Source organism: Streptomyces sp. NPDC048483, assembly GCF_040651455.1.
Taxonomy (GTDB): Bacteria; Actinomycetota; Actinomycetes; order Streptomycetales; family Streptomycetaceae; genus Streptomyces.
Map to the genome: position 1 here is coordinate 21103 of NZ_JBEZJZ010000080.1, position 18368 is coordinate 39470.

The following is an 18368-nucleotide window of genomic DNA, read 5'->3' on the forward strand; positions in this document are numbered from 1 at the left end:
GAGGGCACATGCATGCCGGCTCAGCGGCGGCCGTCGAGCAGGGCCAGGCCCATCGGTGTCAGACGGTGATACACGCAGTTGCGCCGGCGGCTGCTGGAGATCAGGCCGGCGCCTCGCAGGACGGCGGCGTGCTCGCTGGCGGAGGAGAGCGAGACCCCGGCGAGCCGGGCCAGTTCACTCGTGGTGCAGTCGGTGCCGAGGGACTCCAGGACGGCCGCCCTGGTGTGCCCCATGAGCCGTGCGAGCTGCGCGCTCTGTGAGCCGGGCGCGGTGACCGGCGGCGTCCGGCCGGGCCCCGAGGGGCAAGCCGGATAGACGAGGGTGGGCGGCAGGGACGGATCGGCCAGCGCGACCGGCCTACGGCGGCAGAAGTACGACGGAATCAGGAGCAGCCCTCTGCCCTCCAGGTGGATCTCGCTGTCGACCGGATAGTCGGCCTCCAGGACGGGCGGGCGCCAGTACAGACACGGCGCGAAGGTGCGGAGCATCGCGTCGGTGCCGTGGCACCACTGGGTCCGGGTCCGCCGGGCGCGGTCCGCCTCGACCCTCGCGCGGATGTGGTGCCAGGTCGTACCGAAGGCGTGGTGCCGGTACTCGCGCAGTGCCTCGTCGAGCCGCCGGAGTGCGGGTGTGGCGCCCTCCGCGACCGAGCGGAGCCAGGGCTCGACGGGCCGGTCCACCGCCAGCCGGCCGATCTGGTGGCGCAGCTGGGACCGCGGCGTCGACAGCAGGGCGTCCAGCCCCGCCTCGAAACCGTCCGCGCTCTCGGCGGGGGTCAGGAAATCCGGGAAGTAGCCACGGGCGGGGACCAGCGGCAACAGCACGGACAGCGAGGAGCGTCCGTGGTGCATGACGTGTCTCCGCCAAGCGTCCAGGGCCGGATCCTGCCGCCTCTCCTGCAGCTGATGCAGGCTCAGTACCGATTCCCACAGTGGATCCGGTCCGTCGCTGACCCGGGTACGGGCCAGGTCTCCGGCCGCGAAGTGGATGCGCAGCATGTATCCCCCGAAATGCACAAGATGTCCACCGCTCCCCCCGAGCCAGTGGTGCTGTGACCTTGCTGCGGCGGCGGGTTCCAAGGCAACAGAAACCGGGAAGATGGGACAACGGGACGTACCAAGGGGTGTCACCTGCGGCGTTCCGGCACTGTGGGACGGCGCAGGGGGCGCCGGTCCGGCCCGCACCGGGGGGACGGGGATGTGATGGCATCCGGAACGGGAGCGACCGAACGTGCGCAACTGGCCGAGTTACTGGAGGAGCTGAAGGAGCGCAGCGGGCGCACCTACACCGCGCTGGCCCACCGCACCGGCCTCAGCCGGTCCACGCTCCACCGCTACTGCCAGGGCACCACCGTTCCGGGCAGTTTCAGCGCGGTGGAACGGGTGGCGCGGGTCTGCGGGGCGAGACCGGCGGAGCTGGACCGGCTCTACCGGCTCTGGTCGCGGGCCTCCGTCGAGGCCGTCGAGGGCGCCGAGGCCGCCGAGGAGGACCCGGCCGGCGAAGTGACGGACGAGCCCGGGACGGAGGACGCACCCGCCGCCCCGCCGACGCCTGAGCGGGGAAGCGCCCCGGCGCCGCGCCCAGTGCGCTCCCGGCTGGGCGCAGGAGCGCTGCTGCTCGCCCTTGTCGTCACCGCGGTCGCGGGCGCGGTCCTGTACTGGGGCAGCGGGGACAAAGGCGCCAGGGGGAAATCCGGCACCAACAGCGCGAGCGCGGGCAGCGGAAGCGCGGGCGGCGCCACCGCCGGGCAACGGCCCAAGGGACCGCTCTGGTCCATCACGGCACGCCCGGTACCCCCGGAGTTCTTCGGCGTCACCCTGAACACCGATACCGGAGCCATGCCCGGTTTCCGCACCGGCGCCGTCCGGCTGTGGGAGAGCGAGACCCGCTGGGGGTCCATCGAGCCGCGACGCCGCCACTACGACTGGTCGGTCCTGGACCGGATGGTCGAGGCCGCCGAACAGAAGGGCCTACCGGTCCTGTTCACCGTCAGCGGCACACCGCTGTGGGCGGCCCCCGGCGGCCGCAAGTCCGGCTACAGCGACTCCCTGGCCTCACCCCCGGACGATCTGGCCGACTGGGACCATTTCGTGGCGGAGGCCGTCACCCGCTACCGCGACCGCATCGAGTCGTACGAGCTGTGGGACTACCCCAGTCACCCGCTGCACTACTCCGGGAGCATCGCCACCCTCGCGGAGATGGTCAAACGGGCGGCCCGGATCATCCGCCGCGACGATCCCGGCGCGCTGGTCGTCTGTCCGTCCTTCGGCCAGCTGTGGAGCGGGCGCGGCCAGGCACTGCTGCGGACGTTCGCGCGGACGGGGGCGTACGAGAGCTGTGACGCGGCGGCGCTGAAGCTGCCGCCGCGGACGGCCGGCGGGCAGCCGGAGGAGATCATCGAACTCGCGCGGAAGGTGCAGAGCATTCTGTACGAGGAGGGCCAGGGCCGCATCGTGCTGTGGAACACCGGCCCCGACCGGGACATCGCCGTCACTCCGCCGCTGGATGCCCGCCACGCTCGCGACTACGCGGTGCGCTTCTATCTCGCGGGGCTCTACAGCAGGCACTACATGGTGCGACGGATGTACTTCTACAGCTGGGGGAGCACCGGCGTGCCGCTCGTGATCCAGCCCGTCGGCGGCCCCCCGACGGAGGCCGGGCTGCGCATCGGCCGGCTTCAGCAGTGGCTGGACCGCGCCCGGATCGCGGCCTGTGGACGAGGCGCGCAGATGGGGCTGGCACAAGCGGCGTACACCTGCCGCTTCGAACGGGGCGGCGCGCGGCTCGTGGTGGCCTGGACGAGCCGGGGGCGCGCGGAGATGTCCGTGCACGAGGGCGCGTACCGCCTGCGTCACATGGACGGCAGGACGGTACGCGTCCGGGCCGGTGACCGGATCAGCTTCGGTCAGGAACCGGTGCTGATTGAACACCGCGCGGGGTGAAGGCCCCGCCGGTCAGCAGTTGGTCCACTTGTGGGAGGAGATCTTGTTGTTGGACGCCTGGGGCAGCCGCTCGCGGTACTGGCCGTCGCGGAGGCAGCCGGAACGGCCGCCGTAGCCCGGGTTCAGGTAGAACCGCACGTCGGAGTGCTTGACGGCCCATCCCCTGTTCACGACGGAACTCGCGCGGTTGTCGGCACCCTTGCAGTCGCCGCCCTTGGCGTAGTCCCGGTCGTTGTCGACGTCCACGCAGATCGGCCGGCCCTTGCAGTTCCACGTCGCGTACACATACACCTTGCCGTTCCGCTTCAGCTTGGACTCCGCCCGGCAGCCCAGGTCCTTCACGGAGCCTGCGGTGGGCGTCGGCGCTGCGGCGACCGCCGAGGCGGCCGGGATCAGGCCGGCGACGATGACGGCGGAGGCCGCGGTGGCCATCTTGAGGTAGATCTTGCGCATGACTGCTTCTCCCGTTGGTCGGTACAGATCCTGTTCCGGTCGGGTCCGGCGCCGCCGGCCGCACACGGCCGTGTCACGCCTCGTCCCCGTGAGCTCCGAACCCCTCGTTTCCCTGGGTTCCGAGCCCCCCGTTTCCCGGATGCAGCGAGTCTGTCGCCGACGGGCAGCGGCCCTCCAGATGTTCCGGCCGTCGCCGAAACAGCACGGGCCTCAGCCGTGCCGAAAACGCCGGCAACCGCCTCTGACAACGCGGCTTTTGAGCGGCCTGGCGGCCGTCTGAGCGGCTTTCAGGGGGCTCGGGAGGGGGTGTCGCGAGGGTCCGCAAAGAAAGTTCGTGAAATCCTTCACATGAAAAAACCGCCTGAGGGCTGAAGATTTTGGCTGCGGGGCCCTTATTCGAAGGTCCCAGCACCGTCTGACCCGGATGATGCGCGGCTGCAGGCGCGTTACGGGAGTGCTTCGGCGGGGTGTCTCTCACCCGGCGCAGGGCCTGCAATCCCTGATCAGCGGGGGTCTCAACGCCTCGCCCTACACGGTGGTTCCCCCTGCGCGCTATGGCGTCGGTCACGAAGCCGGCGGAGTGTAGCAGATACCCCGGAGGTGCTTGTGAAGGGGCTCACGAGCGACCCCCCATGTGGGGGTGGATACTCGATTGCATGAGCACCACGGAGCGTCCCAGGATCCTCGTAGTAGGCGGTGGGTACGTAGGCCTGTACGCAGCTCGGCGCATTCTCAAGAAGATGCGCTACGGCGAGGCGACCGTCACGGTCGTCGACCCGCGGTCGTACATGACCTATCAGCCCTTCCTTCCCGAAGCCGCCGCCGGCAGCATCTCCCCCCGACACGTCGTCGTCCCGCTGCGACGCGTGCTCCCCAAGGCGGAGGTCCTCACCGGCCGGGTCACCACCATCGATCAGGACCGCAAGGTCGCCACGGTCGCCCCGCTGGTCGGCGAGGCGTACGAGCTGCCCTTCGACTACCTGGTCATCGCAATGGGTGCGGTCTCCCGCACCTTCCCGATTCCCGGTCTGGCCGAGAACGGCATCGGCATGAAGGGCGTGGAAGAGGCCATCGGCCTGCGCAACCACGTCCTGGAGCAGCTGGACAAGGCCGACTCCACGACCGACGAAGACGTCCGCCGCAAGGCGCTGACCTTCGTCTTCGTCGGCGGTGGCTTCGCGGGTGCGGAGTCCATCGGCGAGGTCGAGGACATGGCCCGCGATGCCGCGAAGTACTACAAGAACGTCAAGCGCGAAGACATGCGCTTCCTGCTGGTCGACGTCGCCGACAAGATCCTCCCCGAGGTGGGCCCGAAGCTCGGCGCCTACGGCAAGGAGCACCTTGAGGGCCGCGGCGTCGAGGTCTACCTCAAGACCGGTATGGACTCCTGCGTCGACGGCCACGTCGTCCTGAACAACGGCCTCGAGGTCGACTCCAACACCATCGTGTGGACCGCCGGCGTCAAGCCGAACCCGGCGCTGGCCCGCTTCGGTCTGCCGCTCGGCCCGCGCGGCCACGTCGACGCCCAGGCGACCCTCCAGGTGCAGGGCACCGACTACATCTGGGCCGCGGGCGACAACGCCCAGGTGCCGGACATGGTCGGCCGCAAGAACGGCAACGAGAACGCCTGGTGCCCGCCGAACGCGCAGCACGCGCTGCGGCAGTCCAAGGTCCTCGGCGACAACGTGATCTCCGGCATGCGGGGCTTCCCGCAGAAGGAGTACAGCCACGCCAACAAGGGTGCGGTCGCCGGTCTGGGCCTGCACAAGGGCGTCGCGATGATCGTCATGGGCAAGGTGAAGATCAAGCTCAAGGGCCGTCTCGCCTGGTACATGCACCGCGCGTACCACGGCATGGCGATGCCGACGTTCAACCGTAAGATCCGGGTCTTCGCCGACTGGACGCTGGCGATGTTCCTCAAGCGCGAGGTCGTCTCGCTCGGCGCCATGGAGAACCCCCGCGAGGAGTTCTACGAGGCCGCCAAGCCGGCCCCCGCCCCGGCGGCCGCCGACTCCGGCGAGAAGCCGAAGGCCAAGGCCTCCTGATTCAGCGGCCGGGTACTCCGGCCGGCCCGAAGGGCGTCCGCCATCCGTGGGGCGGGCGCCCTTTGGCGTGCCCGGAGGTGTGTCCACGCTGGCGGAAAGCGGGCGGTTTGCGATTCTCTTACGTGTGAACGGGACTAAATGGGCGCCCACTTGGCGTTTACGTGGTGGGTGAATCTTCTTTGCCCGACTCGTCAACACGGAGGTGTGCGACATGGCCGACGCCGCTGGACGGCTCACCAAGCTCGCCGAGGAGGTGCTGGGAAGCCGGCTCCCGGTCCGTATCCGCGCCTGGGACCGCAGCGAGTCCGGCCCGCCGGGGGCACCCACCCTCGTCATCCGCAACCGCCGGGCCCTGCGCCGGCTGCTGTTCAAGCCGGGCGAGCTGGGCCTGGCCCGCGCCTGGGTGGCGGGCGACATCGACGTCGAGGGTGATCTTTACGAGGCGCTGGACCTGCTGGCCGGGATGATCTGGGAGCGCTCCGCCCCCGCCGCCGGGCATCGGCGGGCCGCCGTCCTGCGCGCCCTGGCCCGCCCGGAGATCCGCGCCGCCGCCAAGGAGCTGCTGTCCCTGGTCGGCGCGCCCGTACCGCCCGCGCCGCCGGCCGAAGAGGCCCGCCCCCGCCGTGGCCCGCTGCACACCCTGCTGAGCGACCGGCGGGCCATCAGCCACCACTACGACGTCGGCAATGACTTCTACGAGCTGGTGCTGGGGCCGTCGATGGTCTACTCCTGCGCCTATTGGGACGGACCGGACGTTCCCCTGGAGGACGCCCAGCGCGACAAGCTCGACCTGATCTGCCGCAAGCTGGGCCTGAAAGAGGGCCAGCGGCTGCTGGACGTGGGCTGCGGCTGGGGCTCGATGGTGCTGCACGCGGCTCGCGAGTACGGCGTACGGGCGGTCGGCATCACGCTGTCCGAGGAGCAGGCGGCCTACGCACGGAAGCGGGTCGCCGAGGCCGGGCTCACGGACCGGGTCGAGATCCGGGTGCAGGACTACCGCGAGATCCATGACGAGCCGTTCGACGCGATCTCGTCCATCGGGATGGCCGAGCATGTCGGCCAGGCCCGGTACGCGGAGTATGCGAGCACCCTGCACGCGCTGCTGCGGCCGGGCGGGCGGCTGCTCAACCACCAGATCGCGCGGCGGCCGCTGCCCGACGAGGAGGCGTATCGCGTCGATGAGTTCATCGACCGGTATGTCTTCCCGGACGGTGAGCTGGCGCCTCTTGGGCGGACCACCGGCGCCCTGGAGGACGCGGGCTTCGAGGTGCGGGACGTGGAGGCGATCCGGGAGCACTATGCGCTGACCCTGCGGGCGTGGGTCACCAACCTGGAGCGGCACTGGGACAGGGCGGTGCGGCTCACCTCGCCGGGGCGGGCGCGGGTGTGGCGGCTCTACATGGCCGCGTGTGCGCTGTCGTTCGAGCGCAACCGCATAGGAGTCAACCAGGTGCTGGCCGTCCGTACGCCGGAGTCCGGGGCGTCCGGGCTGCCGTTGCGGGCGCGGGCCTGGCGGGGCTGAGGCGGCGCCGTGAGCGCGCGGGCCCCGGGACCGTCAGCGGTCCCGAGGCCCTCGGGCCCTACCGTGCGCTGCTCAGGGGCGGAAACACTCCCCGGCCACCGGGCGACACCACCAGCGGCTCCTGCCCCGGCCCACCCCGCCGTACGGGATTATGAGGCCTTGATCGCGGCCAGCATGTTCAGCTTCGCCGCCCGCCGCGCCGGCCACAGTGCGGCCAGGATGCCGACCACCGCGGCCAGGCCGAGGAAGAGGCCCATCCGGCCCCACGGCAGCACCAGTTGGTAGGTGCCCAGGTGAGTGCCGATCAGTTCACCGGCCGCCCAGCCGAAGAACACGCCCAGACCGATCCCGAGCACCCCGCCGAACAGCGAGATCACCAGCGACTCCAGCCGCACCATGCGCTTGATACCGCGCCGGTCCAGGCCGATGGCGCGCAGCATGCCGATCTCCTGCTGGCGTTCGAACACCGACATCGCCAGGGTGTTGATCACGCCGAGCACGGCGACGATCACGGCCATGGCCAGCAGGCCGTAGAGCATGTTCAGCATCAGGCTGAACATCTGGGCGATGCCCTCGGAGACGTCCTTCTTGTCGGCGACGGAGATCGCCGGGTTCTTGCCGAGCGCCTTGACCAGCGAGTTCTTGGTCGCGTCGGTGGCGCCGTCCTTCGTCTTGACCATCACCTGCATATCGGTGGGGTGCTGCTGGTGCGGGGCGAGGGTGGCGTTGTCGAGGATGATGCCCTTGATCATCTCGTTGCCGGTGTAGACGCCCGACACGGTCAGCGCGCCCTTCTTGCCGTCCTCGTACGTCACCGGGACGTGCGAGCCGACCCGCCAGCCCTTCTTCTTGGCGGTGGCGTCGTCCACGACCGCGTTGCCGCCGTGCAGCCCGCCGAGCGAGCCGGCGGTGAAGTCGAGCCGGGTGAGTTTGCCGAAGTCCTTGCCGTTGACGCCGGTCAGGTACTCGGTGGTGGTGCCGATACGGGACGGGGAGTTGCGCAGCGGGCTGGAGGCGGTGACCTCGTCGAGGCGCGCCAGCTTCTCGGCCACGTCGGGGGAGAGCGGCGAACGGCTGGCCATGGAGACGACGTAGTCGGCCTTGAGCGAGGAGGTGGCCATCTTGTCGATGCCCTTCTGCACGCCGCCCGCGATCACCGTCAGGCCGGTGACGAGGGTGAGCCCGACCATCAGGGCGGAGGCCGTGGCGGCCGTACGGCGCGGATTGCGGACGGCGTTCTGCCGGGCGAGCTTGCCGGAGATGCCGAAGGCGCGCAGTACGGGTGCGGCCAGCGCGATCAGCGGGCGCGACAGCAGCGGCGTCAGGATGAACACGCCGATCAGCAGCAGCGCCGCGCCGCCCCCCATCATGGCCTTGCCGTCGTCCATGCCGGTGGCCACCAGGACACCGGCCGCGCCGGCGCCCGCGAAGAGCGCGCCGATGGTGTTGCGGACCACCAGCGACTTGGTGGTGGCCGCGGCGTGCACGCTGTTCATCGCGGCGACCGGCGGGATCTTCGCGGCGCGGCGGCCCGGCAGCCAGGCGGCCAGGACGGTCACGACGATGCCGACGAGGAGCGAGGTCACGATGGTGGCCGGGGAGACCACCAGCGGGCCGTCGGGGACGGTCGCCCCGGCGCTGCTCATCAGGGCGCGCAGTCCGGCACCGATACCGATACCGACGGCCAGGCCGGTGACCGCGGCGACCGCGCCGACGACGCACGCCTCGAGCAGCACCGAGCGGGTCACCTGACGTCGGGCGGCGCCGACCGCACGCAGCAGCGCCAGCTCCTTGGTGCGCTGGGCGACGAGCATGGTGAAGGTGTTGGTGATGATGAAGACGCCGACGAAGAGCGCGATACCGGCGAAGGCGAGCAGGCCGGTCTTCATGCCGTCCATGGACTGGGCGATGGCCTCGGCCTGGTCGTCGGCGAGCCGCTTGCCGGTGGTGGCCTCGGCGCCCTCCTTGGGCAGCACCTTGTCGAGCGCGGCCTTCAGCGCGGTCTGCGACGTTCCGGCCGCGGCCGTGACGTCGATCTCGCTGAACTCCCCGGGCGCGGCGAACAGCTTCTGGGCGGTCGCGGTGTCGAACAGCGCGAGGCTGCCGCCGGCCGCGACGGTGCCGTCGTCGGTGGTGTAGATGCCGGTCAGCCGCTGCTCGCGGACCGGTCCGTCGACGGAGATCCGGACGGTGTCGCCGACCTTGTAGCCGGCCTTGTCCGCGGTGTGTGCGTCCAGCGCGAACTCGTGCGGGCCCTTGGGGGCGGCGCCGTCGCGCAGCGGGTAGCGGGCGTCCTTGCCGTCCTTGCCGGGGAAGTAGTTGCCGCCGCGGGTGGAGAACCCGTTGCCGATCAGCTTGCCGTCCTTGTCGGCGATGGCGGTGAAGCCGGAGACGGTGCCGGTGGCGGAGGCGGCGCCGGGCACGCGGGAGGCGGCGTAGAGCAGCTTCTGGTCGAGCTGGGGGGCGGCGCCGGGCCGGCCGGCGGCGTGGTCGGACGCGTGCGGCTGGATGGCGACGTCGACGTTGTCGTAGCCCTTTTGGGAGCTCTTCTGGAAGGCGTCGGAGATGGTCGAGGTGAAGACCAGGGTGCCGGAGACAAAGGCCACGCCGAGCATGACGGCGAGGACGGTCATCAGCAGCCGGGCCTTGTGCGCAAGCACATTGCGCAAGGCGGTACGGAACATGAGTGGGTCAGTCCTGGGGGAGTGGCTGGAGGGCGGTGGGGGCTGCGGGCGTCGTCAGCTCGTACGGCCCTTGGCGTCGAAGCCCTTCATCCGCTCCAGCACCATGTCGGCGGTCGGGTCGGGCATGTCGTCGACGATCCGGCCGTCGGCCAGGAAGATCACGCGGTCCGCGTAGGAGGCGGCGACCGGGTCGTGGGTAACCATCACCACGGTCTGGCCCAGTTCGCGTACGGAGTTGCGCAGAAAGCCCAGGACCTCGGCGCCGGAGCGCGAGTCGAGGTTGCCGGTGGGCTCGTCGGCGAAGATGATCTCGGGCCGGGAGGCGAGCGCGCGGGCCACCGCGACGCGCTGCTGCTGGCCGCCGGAGAGCTGGCCGGGGCGGTGCTTGAGGCGGCCGCCGAGGCCGACGGTCTCCACCACGCGGTCCACCCAGGCACGGTCCGGCTTACGGCCCGCGATGTCCATCGGGAGGGTGATGTTCTCCAGGGCGGTCAGCGTGGGCAGCAGGTTGAACGCCTGGAAGATGAAGCCGATCTTGTCGCGCCGCAGCTGGGTGAGCTTCTTGTCCTTCAGGCCGGTCAGCTCGGTGTCGCCGATCCTGGCGGAGCCGCCGGAGATCGCGTCCAGACCGGCCATGCAGTGCATCAGGGTCGACTTGCCGGACCCGGAGGGGCCCATGATCGCGGTGAACTGGGCCTGCCGGAAGTCGACGGAGACGGCGTCCAGGGCGACCACCTGGGTCTCGCCCTGTCCGTAGACCTTGGTGAGATCCGTGGCGCGGGCGGCCACCGCGGTGGCGCGGGTGGCGGTGGAGACGCCGGAGTGGGTGGTGGTCACGGGGTGGAGCTCCTGTCGGGACGAGGGACCATCTGCTCCGCGGCGGCCGGGCGGGCCATGTGGCGCGGACCTTTCCATCGTGGGACAGGGAAAGGGGCGGTGACGTCAACCCCTGTGACCGTCCTGAGCGGGCCCTGGGGCGTACCCGCCGGCCCCGCCGGTCATCCCTGGGGAGGAGACGGACCCTGAGGCCCCGTCCCGTACGACCCGGCGGCGCCGCCCCCGCGGGGCCGTCCGGCCGGGGCGGTGGCGCGAGGGTGACAGGGCCTCGCGGGGCGACGTCGAGTTTCCGTCAATTCGGGCGTGAATTCCCTTGCGCCGGTGCATCGGCAGAGGTCGGCCTCAGGCATGTGCCGAAGGCGTGTACCGGCCGCTGATGCACCCTCAGTTGCCAATAAAATAAGACAACCTCGGGGTGAGTGGCCGAACTGCGTGGTGCGCTGCGGGCTACGCTCGTGCTGCCCTCTTTGAGGCGGCATGGGGGACCCCAGGCCCGGATGGTGGAATGCAGACACGGCGAGCTTAAACCTCGCTGGCCTACGGGCCGTGCCGGTTCAAGTCCGGCTCCGGGCACTGCCGTCGGACGACCAGCCTGAGAAGGAACCGAAGAGGGGCAACTAGCTGAATTTTCAACGAGGAGGGCCGCCGGGAGAAAACCGGCGGCCCTCCTCGCTATGTACGTGGTCCGCTCACCGCTCCATGAGTGCGAACAGGCTCTCCCAGCGGCCGACAATCTCCTCCGTCGAGAACCGCTGGATGTTCTGCCGAGCGGTTTCGCCCATGGTGTCCCGAAGCTCCTTGTCGGAGATGAGGGTGTCGAGATGGCGGGCGAATTCGGTGATATTGCCCGGCGGCGCGAGGAGTCCGTCCTCGCCGTCCGTGATGATCTCGTGCACACCCGGAGCCACATCGAACGCCACACAGGGCACGGCGGTGGCCATCGCCTCCATGGGGGCCAGCGGGAACCCCTCGCCGCGCGAGCTCAGCGCGAACACCGAACTCTCCCGCAGCGCCCCGGGCACATCGCCGGTCCGGCCCATCCATTCCACGGAAGAGGCCACCCCCAACTCGGAGGCCAGCTTGCGCAGTTCTTCCGCCTCCTCGCCCGAGCCGTAGATCCGCAGCGTCCAGTCCGGGTGCTGCGGCGCGATGCGCGCCCAGGCCTCCAGAAGCAGGTCGACGCCCTTCTCCTCGTGCAGCCGGCCGATGCTGACCACGCACTTGGCGGACCGGTCGGAGGGGACCTCGGGGAAGAACGGCAGCGGGTTGGGCAGGAAGCCGACGTTGTCCATCCGCTGGCGGATCCAGCGGTCGGCGTCCTCCCGGGTGAGGGTCAGCATCCGGTCGACGTCCTGGTAGAACCGCTTCACCCGGCCGAAACGGGACGACTTACGGCAGGTCGCGAACGACTCATGGCTCATGCCGATCACCGTCAGCCCGGCGGTGTCGGCCAGCGCCACCCACTCCATCGCCCAGACCTGGGTGACGATCACCACCCCGCCCGGCCGCGCCGCCCGGAACAGCGCGCTCATCTTGGCCGCCTGCTGCTGCATCCCGGCCTCCCGGGCGGCCCGGCGGCGCTGCTCGGGGACGTTGAGCCGGTCCTTGAGGCCGCGTACGGGGCGGACGCCGGGCGGGTGCTCGGTGTAGAGCGTGGTGGTCCTGTACGGCAGGTTGTCGGCCAGCTCGTGGACCCGGCCCTCGGGCGGCGGCACCACCCCGATGATGTGCACCCGGTGGCCCCGTTCGCTGAACAGGCGCGCCATCTGGTGCGACCAACTCGTGATGCCACCCATCTCGTTGACGCTGTTGGAGACGAAGAAGATGTCCCGCGGCGTGTTCATCGACCCCTCCATCGACCCCTCCATCAACGCTTCCACTGCGCAAAGAACTGCTCGACGACGCTCTGTGCGGCGTCGCCCCGGTCGTATTCGCCGAACGTGGCGACGAATTCCCTGCGGGCCGCCGCGTATTCGAGGGCCTGGGTGTCGAACGACTTGAGCGTCTCGTAGAAATCGTCCTCGGTACGGACCACCGGACCCGGCGCGTGCGCCTGCAGATCGAAATAGGTGCCGCGGCCCTCGTGCACATACTCGTCGTAGTCGTAGGTGAAGAACACCAGCGGCCGGTCGAGCAGCGCATAGTCGAACATCACCGAGGAATAGTCGGTGATCAGCCCGTCGGCCAGCTCGAGTACCGGCGTCACGTCATGGCGCGCGGAGACGTCGATGACCCTGCCCTCGACGGTCGGCGGCAGCACCACATGATTGAGGTAGTGCGACCGTACGAGGAGGACATAGCGGTCGCCGAACTGCTCCGCAAAGCGCTCCACGTCGAAGGGGAGCGTGAAGCGGCCGTGCCGGCCCCCCGCCTTACGGAACGTCGGCGCGTACAGCAGCACGGTCTTGTCGTCGGGAATGCCCAACTCCGCAGCCAGTTCCCCGCGTTCGCGACGCCCCAGCTCCGCCTCCCGCAGCCGGGCCCGGACCAGCGCGTCATTACGCGGGTACCCCACCCGCAGCAGCGTCTTCTCCTTGAGCCGGAATGCCTTGGCCAGCGTGCGGACATCGTGCTCGGACCGGCACAGGAAACGGTCGAAGCGGTCCAGGGAACGCTGCTGTTCGGCCTGCTGCTGACGGGTCTGCGCCTTCAGCGCCGGCTGGTCGAAGCCCATGTTCTTCAGCGCCGAGCCGTGCCAGGTCTGGAGGTAGGTGGTCTCCGGCCGCTTGGTCAGCTTCAGCGGGTAACTCTGGTTGTCCACCCAGAACTCCGCCTGCGCCAGCGCCTTGAGATACGGCAGCGACCAGCGCCGTACGAGCGTGACATCCTTCGGGAATTCCTTCGGGGATCCGGAGTGGGACCAGATCGCCTCGAAGTCCAGGCCCTGCCGGCGCATTTCCTCGTAGATCGCGCGCGGGCTGTCGCTGTACTGCTTGCCCAGATGACTTTCGAAGACCACCGTGCGCTTCTTGATCGGCAGCCGGCTGAACACCTCGTGATAGGCGCGGATTTTGTTGTCGCCGGAGGTGACCTTCTTGCGCAGCGCCTTCGCCTTGCGATAGCCGGTTTTGGCCAGCGCCCCCGGCTTTCCCTGCACCCCGCGCGCGATCAGTTCCTGCACCCGCTCGCTGTTGCGGTTCTCGCTGACCAGCCGGAAGGCGAGATGCCCGCGGGCCGAGACATGCGGCGCGATGTGATCGGCGACCATCCGCGTCAGCCGCGGGCGGACGGGCAGCGGGGCCCCGGACAGCTCGGTGTCGGCGACGGTCAGCCGGGTCGTGGTGCGCACCCCGTCGACGTCCAGGGCCAGCCGTACGTCCCAGATGGTGTCGACGATGCCCAGCGGCCGCAGCTTCGCGGTCAGGTCGGCGACGGCCTCCCAGTGGACGGTGTCACCCTCGTGGCGCAGCACCCGCACCGGGAAGCGGAAGGACTGCAGGCTGCGCCGCCGGGCGCTGAACTCCAGCTCACCGCTCAGCCGCGCGCCCGCGGGGATGATCCCCAGGGGATTGGTGATCCGGCCCGCCAGCGACACGGTGCGGCCGGACTCGTGGAACCGGGTGAGCTGGTTGCGCAGAAAGAGCTTGTTGACCGGCTTCTCGTGGTAGCCGGCGTCGGTGACATCCAGCACACCGCGGCCGAACTCGTCGTCGAAATGCCCGTCGCACCAGTAGATGCGGCCGTCGTGCTCGGCGAGCGGCGAGGAGAGCTTGTCGCGGTTGATGAGCGTGTCGACGGCGGGGATCAGATTGTCCCAGTCACTCTGCTGGAGCAGATAGGCGCAGATGGCCTGTATCGGCTGCACCCGCTCATACGCCTCCGGGGCGATGCCCCCGAGATATTCCGTGGAGAGCTCGGCGAATTCGCTGCGGTAGGACTCGTCCCGGAAAGGAAGGTCCCGCAGATGCAGGACGAGGTCGTGCTTGAGGAATTTTACGTCCTTGGCGAGCTTCATTTCGGTCAGCCCGCGCGCGGCCAGCAGCGCGTCGATACGCCGGTGGATCTCCAGCCGGTGCTCGTAGTTGGTCATTTCGTGCCGGCGGTTCGTCACCGACTTCACGGTGGCCTGCTCATGGACGTGCCAGAAGTAGACCTGATTGGGGATCAGCGTGATGCGCCGGGCCGCGAGATACGCGTCCGCGATGAACATCAGGTCCTCGTAGAACATCCCCTTGGGGAACCGGAGATTGTTCTCGACGAGGAATTCCCGGCGGTAGCACTTGTTGGTGGAGAGGGTGTCCCACACGAAAAGGTCGGGGAGCTCCGTGACCGATTCCAGCGTCCGCGTGGTGGAATACAGCCAGGCATACCACTCGTCACGCTTCTGGTTGCGGGTGTCCTTGTGCAGCCGTACACACAGCCCGGAAACAATGTCCGAACCGGTTTCCTCGGCGGCCTCCAGCATATTCCGGCAGGCGTTGAGTTCCAGTACGTCGTCGCTGTCCAGGAACATGACGTACTTACCGGTGGTGTGCCCGATCCCGACGTTACGCGGTTCGCCTCCCGCACCGCTGTTCTCAGGCAGTTGAAAGGCTCTTACCCGCTCGGGGTGCGTGGCCTCGAGTTCTTGTGCCACTGCGAAAGAACGGTCGGTGCTGCAATCGTCGACGATCACCACCTCGACGTCCCGGAGCGTTTGATCCAGTACGGACTGGACAGCGGTCGGCAACCGGTCGGCGTCGTTGTAGACAATGACGACTACTGAGACGTCAGGCACAGGCACCTCAACCCTCTTTCGCTACTGTTTCCCGCCAGAATAGACCTATCTGCACCCTTGATCCGCGGACCGTCCGCGCCCGGACCGACACGGACGGTGATCATCGAGGCGCGCGACGTGTCCACCTGCCGGGGCAGGTTCGGGCCGCCAGGGAAGACGGTCGCGCCCGCGAATCGGTTGCTCCTCAAGGCGTAACGCTCGTCTCATCGAGTCGTCACATCGCGCCGTCCATGAGCCGTTCATCGCAACGTTCCGGCCAGTCAGTTATCGGATTTCGAAGAATGGGGCGGACGGAATTTATCCCCGGCATATGTGGCCCGTTCGGCGTATCCATCTGGCATGCGCCGCGGCCGGGTTGGGCGGCGCGTCCGGCACCGGTTGGACGGCGCACACCGACCCCCGCGAAGCCGCTCCCCGGAGCGACGCCGGGCGCCGCTCGCCGCCCCGGGCACCTCTGCGCGCCCCCGTACGTCATCCCTGGAGAGGACGCGCCGTGCCAAGTTCAGGGAAAGATCCTGCTCAAGAACTAGCGACGCGCCTTTGCCAGACCATTACGCTTGCCGTCAAGGCCGCACACGGCGGCCATGAAGGAGTGAGATGAGGAGCAGCAACCCGGTCTTCTCGCGACGGGGGTTCAGCCGCGATTCCGGCTACGCGGGCTTCAACGCACCGCCGCAGGCCGGGGGCGCCGCCAACCCGTACGCCGGAACGAACCCCTACGCGCAGAACGCCACGCAGGCGCCACCGCAGTACGTCCCCCAGACCCGCCCGATGACGATGGACGACGTCGTCACGCGCACCGGCATGACGCTCGGCACGGTCGTCGCCGGCGCCACGGTCGGCTGGATCTTCCTGACCCAGCAGCTCGGCTTCGCCATCGGCGCCGGGCTGGTCGCGATGGTGCTGGCCTTCGCCCAGTCGTTCATGCGCAAGCCGGTCCCCGCGCTGATCCTGGCGTACGCGGCCCTCGAGGGCATCTTCCTCGGCGCGCTCAGCGGCTTCATCAACGACCTGCCGAAGATGAGCGGCGCCCCCATGCAGGCGGTGCTGGGCACGATGGCGGTGTTCGTCGCCATGCTGGTCGCCTACAAGACGCGGATCGTCCGGGTCACCGCCCGCTTCACCCGCTTCGTGATCATCGCGGCCCTCGGCTTCGTCCTGCTGTCGCTGGTCAACACCCTGTTCATGGTGTTCGGCGGGGACAACGGCCTCGGCTTCCGCAGCGGCGGCCTGGGCATCGCCTTCGGCATCGTGGGCGTGGTGCTCGGCGCGCTGTTCCTCGCTCTGGACTTCAAGCAGGTCGAGGACGGCATCGCCTACGGCGCTCCGCGCGAGGAGTCCTGGCTGGCCGCGTTCGGCCTGACCCTGACCCTGGTGTGGATCTACATGGAGATGCTGCGGCTGATCCAGCTCCTCCGGGACTGACGCCCCACGGCGTGCAGTGCGAAGGGCCCGCAGGCAATTGCCTGCGGGCCCTTCGGCGTCACGGTCTCATGGGGGATATGAGGTAAGCCCGTCATCGCGGTCCGGCTTCACAGTTTCCGCGCGGCGCGCCTGAGGTCGTGTTCGTGGACGATCGCTTTGGCGTGCCCGTAGGCGAGGTTGTGCTCGCCGCGGAGCCAGCTGACTTTTTCGTCGAAACGGAAGAGGGACGGGCCTTCGTCAACGGTGCGGAGCCAGTCGGAGATCTCCCGGCCTGTGCAGTGCGGGATACGAGAGAGCAGATTCCGGTGGGTCTCTTCGGAGAAGAGCTGAGACATCGGCGCCTCCGGACGCGGTCGATGCTGGTTCTTCAGCACACCGTGCCTGAGCGTTCGGGTGTTGGCAACCACCCGAGAGTGGCGCATAGGCTCACCGGGTGCTTGACGTGATGCCTTTGCAGACTGCCGTGGACGCCCTCGCCGACCGCCTCAGGTCCCTGCCGCAGAGCGCCCTGGGCCGCGGCGCCGCGGCCGAAGGGCTCGCGCTGGCACGGGAGTTGGCGCTGCGTGCGCAGCGGCTCGAGGCCCCGCAGCGGGCGCCGCGCGCGATGCCGGACGCCGGGATGTTCGCGGTCGGCGACCAGCTGGCGGTGGCCGGCCACGATCTTGTCGAAGCGCTGCGGGGCGCGGCGCCGGATCCCGCCCCCGACGCGAAAGCGGCCCCCGCCGACGAGCTGGCGGAGGCCCTGCGGTGGGTCAAGGAGGCGGCGGGCCGCTGTTAGCGGCCGCCTCCGGGCCGTATGGGCGCCCGGGTCAGAGCGAGGCGATGACCCGGTCGGCCAGGATGTAGACGCTCTCCTGGTGGCGCTCGCCCCAGGAGAAGGTCAGGGCGTACGCGCCGGAGATACCGGAGCCGCCCAGCAGCACCGGGGTGTGGCCCGCGCGCAGCGCACCGGCGAGGCGCTCGGCGGTCTCGCGGTCCCCCGGGGTCAGACAGAGCGTGGTGCCGTCGGCGAAGACATACACGTCCAGGGTGCCCAGCGGGCCGGGACGGACGTCCGCCAGCGGGACGGACTGCTGCGCCAGCTGCTCCAGGCGCCCGACGGTGCGCTCGTGGTCGCTGATCACCGGGGACGGCGAGAAGTCCGGGTGCGAGGGGTGGCGCCGGCGGGCGGCGGCCAGCTCGGCCGACTCGGCCTCCTCGACATGCTCCAACTCGGGAGCGTCCAGGGCCTCCACGGACTCCAGCGCATCGAACGGCTCCAGGGCCTCCGCGCCCAGCCACGGCTCCAGCCCGGCCAGGTCCGCCTGCCGCGGCAGGAACGGCCGCGCCTCGGTCCGGTCCTCGATCCGCTCGGCGGGCAGCTCGCGCTGCTCGGCACGGGCGTCGGCCGGACCCTCCTCGCCGAGGCCGGCCAGCCCGCCCAGCAGCGACGGGGCGTCGGCGGCGTCCCGCGCCTCCTGGGCGGCCCAGAACGCGCGCGCCTCGGCCAGCTCGCGCTCCCGCTCCTCGGCCAGCGCGTCGGCGACCGCGGCGCGTATGTCCGCGAGCGGCGTCTCGGCGGCCGGGGTGGTGCGGGCGGCCGGGATGGCCACGGCCCCGCCCGCCGCACCGGCCGCGGCGGCGTCCGTACGGGCGGCCACGAGCTCGGCGTGCAGCGCGGTGACCTGGCGGCGCAGGGCGCGGGTGGTGTGCAGGGCGGCGGCGCCCAGCACCACGGCCACGGCCGCGGCCAGCAGCAGGATG

Annotated in this window: 13 protein-coding genes and 1 tRNA gene; 6 read left to right on the forward strand and 8 right to left on the reverse strand. The window is 69.9% G+C overall.

Translation table 11 applies throughout. From position 1 onward, the window contains the following. Nucleotides 1–20: 20 nt before the first annotated feature. On the reverse strand, nt 21–998 hold the full coding sequence (locus AB0D04_RS30720; protein ID WP_362709843.1) for a winged helix-turn-helix domain-containing protein: 978 nt from the start codon (nt 996–998) through the stop codon (nt 21–23). Between the two features lie 204 nt (nt 999–1202). Here AB0D04_RS30720 and AB0D04_RS30725 point away from each other — a divergent pair, with 204 nt between their 5' ends. Then, nucleotides 1203–2942, forward strand: coding sequence for a helix-turn-helix domain-containing protein (locus AB0D04_RS30725; protein ID WP_362709845.1), 1740 nt, complete (start codon nt 1203–1205; stop codon nt 2940–2942). A 12-nt stretch (nt 2943–2954) separates the two neighbouring features. On the opposite strand, the gene AB0D04_RS30730 is transcribed toward AB0D04_RS30725, so the two are convergent. Continuing rightward, entirely contained in the window at nt 2955–3395 is a 441-nt protein-coding gene (locus AB0D04_RS30730; RefSeq protein ID WP_362709848.1) for a peptidase inhibitor family I36 protein, read from the reverse strand. 656 nt (nt 3396–4051) lie between these two features. Here AB0D04_RS30730 and AB0D04_RS30735 point away from each other — a divergent pair. Then, a complete protein-coding gene (locus AB0D04_RS30735) occupies nt 4052–5440 on the forward strand; it encodes an NAD(P)/FAD-dependent oxidoreductase (RefSeq protein WP_362709851.1) in 1389 nt (462 codons plus the stop codon). 211 nt (nt 5441–5651) lie between these two features. Beyond that, a complete protein-coding gene (locus tag AB0D04_RS30740; RefSeq protein ID WP_362709853.1) occupies nt 5652–6962 on the forward strand; it encodes a cyclopropane-fatty-acyl-phospholipid synthase family protein in 1311 nt (436 codons plus the stop codon). A gap of 149 nt (nt 6963–7111) precedes the next feature. Here the strand turns inward: AB0D04_RS30740 and AB0D04_RS30745 are convergent, their stop codons facing one another. Both AB0D04_RS30745 and AB0D04_RS30750 read right to left on the reverse strand, forming a co-directional pair. Continuing rightward, on the reverse strand, nt 7112–9646 hold the full coding sequence (locus AB0D04_RS30745; protein ID WP_362709856.1) for an ABC transporter permease: 2535 nt from the start codon (nt 9644–9646) through the stop codon (nt 7112–7114). 54 nt (nt 9647–9700) lie between these two features. Then, complete coding sequence (locus tag AB0D04_RS30750; protein ID WP_362709858.1) at nt 9701–10483, reverse strand: ABC transporter ATP-binding protein; 783 nt, start codon at nt 10481–10483, stop codon at nt 9701–9703. A 491-nt stretch (nt 10484–10974) separates the two neighbouring features. Between AB0D04_RS30750 and AB0D04_RS30755 the strand changes: the two genes are divergently transcribed. Further along, a tRNA-Leu gene (locus AB0D04_RS30755) sits at nt 10975–11056 on the forward strand. A gap of 116 nt (nt 11057–11172) precedes the next feature. Here the strand turns inward: AB0D04_RS30755 and AB0D04_RS30760 are convergent. Beyond that, complete coding sequence (locus AB0D04_RS30760) at nt 11173–12327, reverse strand: glycosyltransferase (protein ID WP_362709861.1); 1155 nt, start codon at nt 12325–12327, stop codon at nt 11173–11175. 23 nt (nt 12328–12350) lie between these two features. Next, nucleotides 12351–15200, reverse strand: coding sequence for a CDP-glycerol glycerophosphotransferase family protein (locus AB0D04_RS30765; protein ID WP_362709875.1), 2850 nt, complete (start codon nt 15198–15200; stop codon nt 12351–12353). Nucleotides 15201–15797: 597 nt separating this feature from the next. On the opposite strand from AB0D04_RS30765, the gene AB0D04_RS30770 reads away from it, so the two are divergent. Then, entirely contained in the window at nt 15798–16625 is an 828-nt protein-coding gene (locus tag AB0D04_RS30770) for a Bax inhibitor-1/YccA family protein (RefSeq protein WP_362709864.1), read from the forward strand. A 107-nt stretch (nt 16626–16732) separates the two neighbouring features. Here AB0D04_RS30770 and AB0D04_RS30775 read toward each other — a convergent pair whose 3' ends face one another. Next, entirely contained in the window at nt 16733–16960 is a 228-nt protein-coding gene (locus AB0D04_RS30775) for a DUF4287 domain-containing protein (RefSeq protein ID WP_362709866.1), read from the reverse strand. 98 nt (nt 16961–17058) lie between these two features. On the opposite strand from AB0D04_RS30775, the gene AB0D04_RS30780 reads away from it, so the two are divergent. Continuing rightward, nucleotides 17059–17403, forward strand: a complete 345-nt coding sequence (locus AB0D04_RS30780; RefSeq protein ID WP_362709868.1) for a hypothetical protein — start codon at nt 17059–17061, stop codon at nt 17401–17403. A 31-nt stretch (nt 17404–17434) separates the two neighbouring features. On the opposite strand, the gene AB0D04_RS30785 is transcribed toward AB0D04_RS30780, so the two are convergent. Further along, nucleotides 17435–18367, reverse strand: a complete 933-nt coding sequence (locus AB0D04_RS30785; protein ID WP_362709870.1) for a hypothetical protein — start codon at nt 18365–18367, stop codon at nt 17435–17437. Nucleotide 18368: the final 1 nt, after the last annotated feature.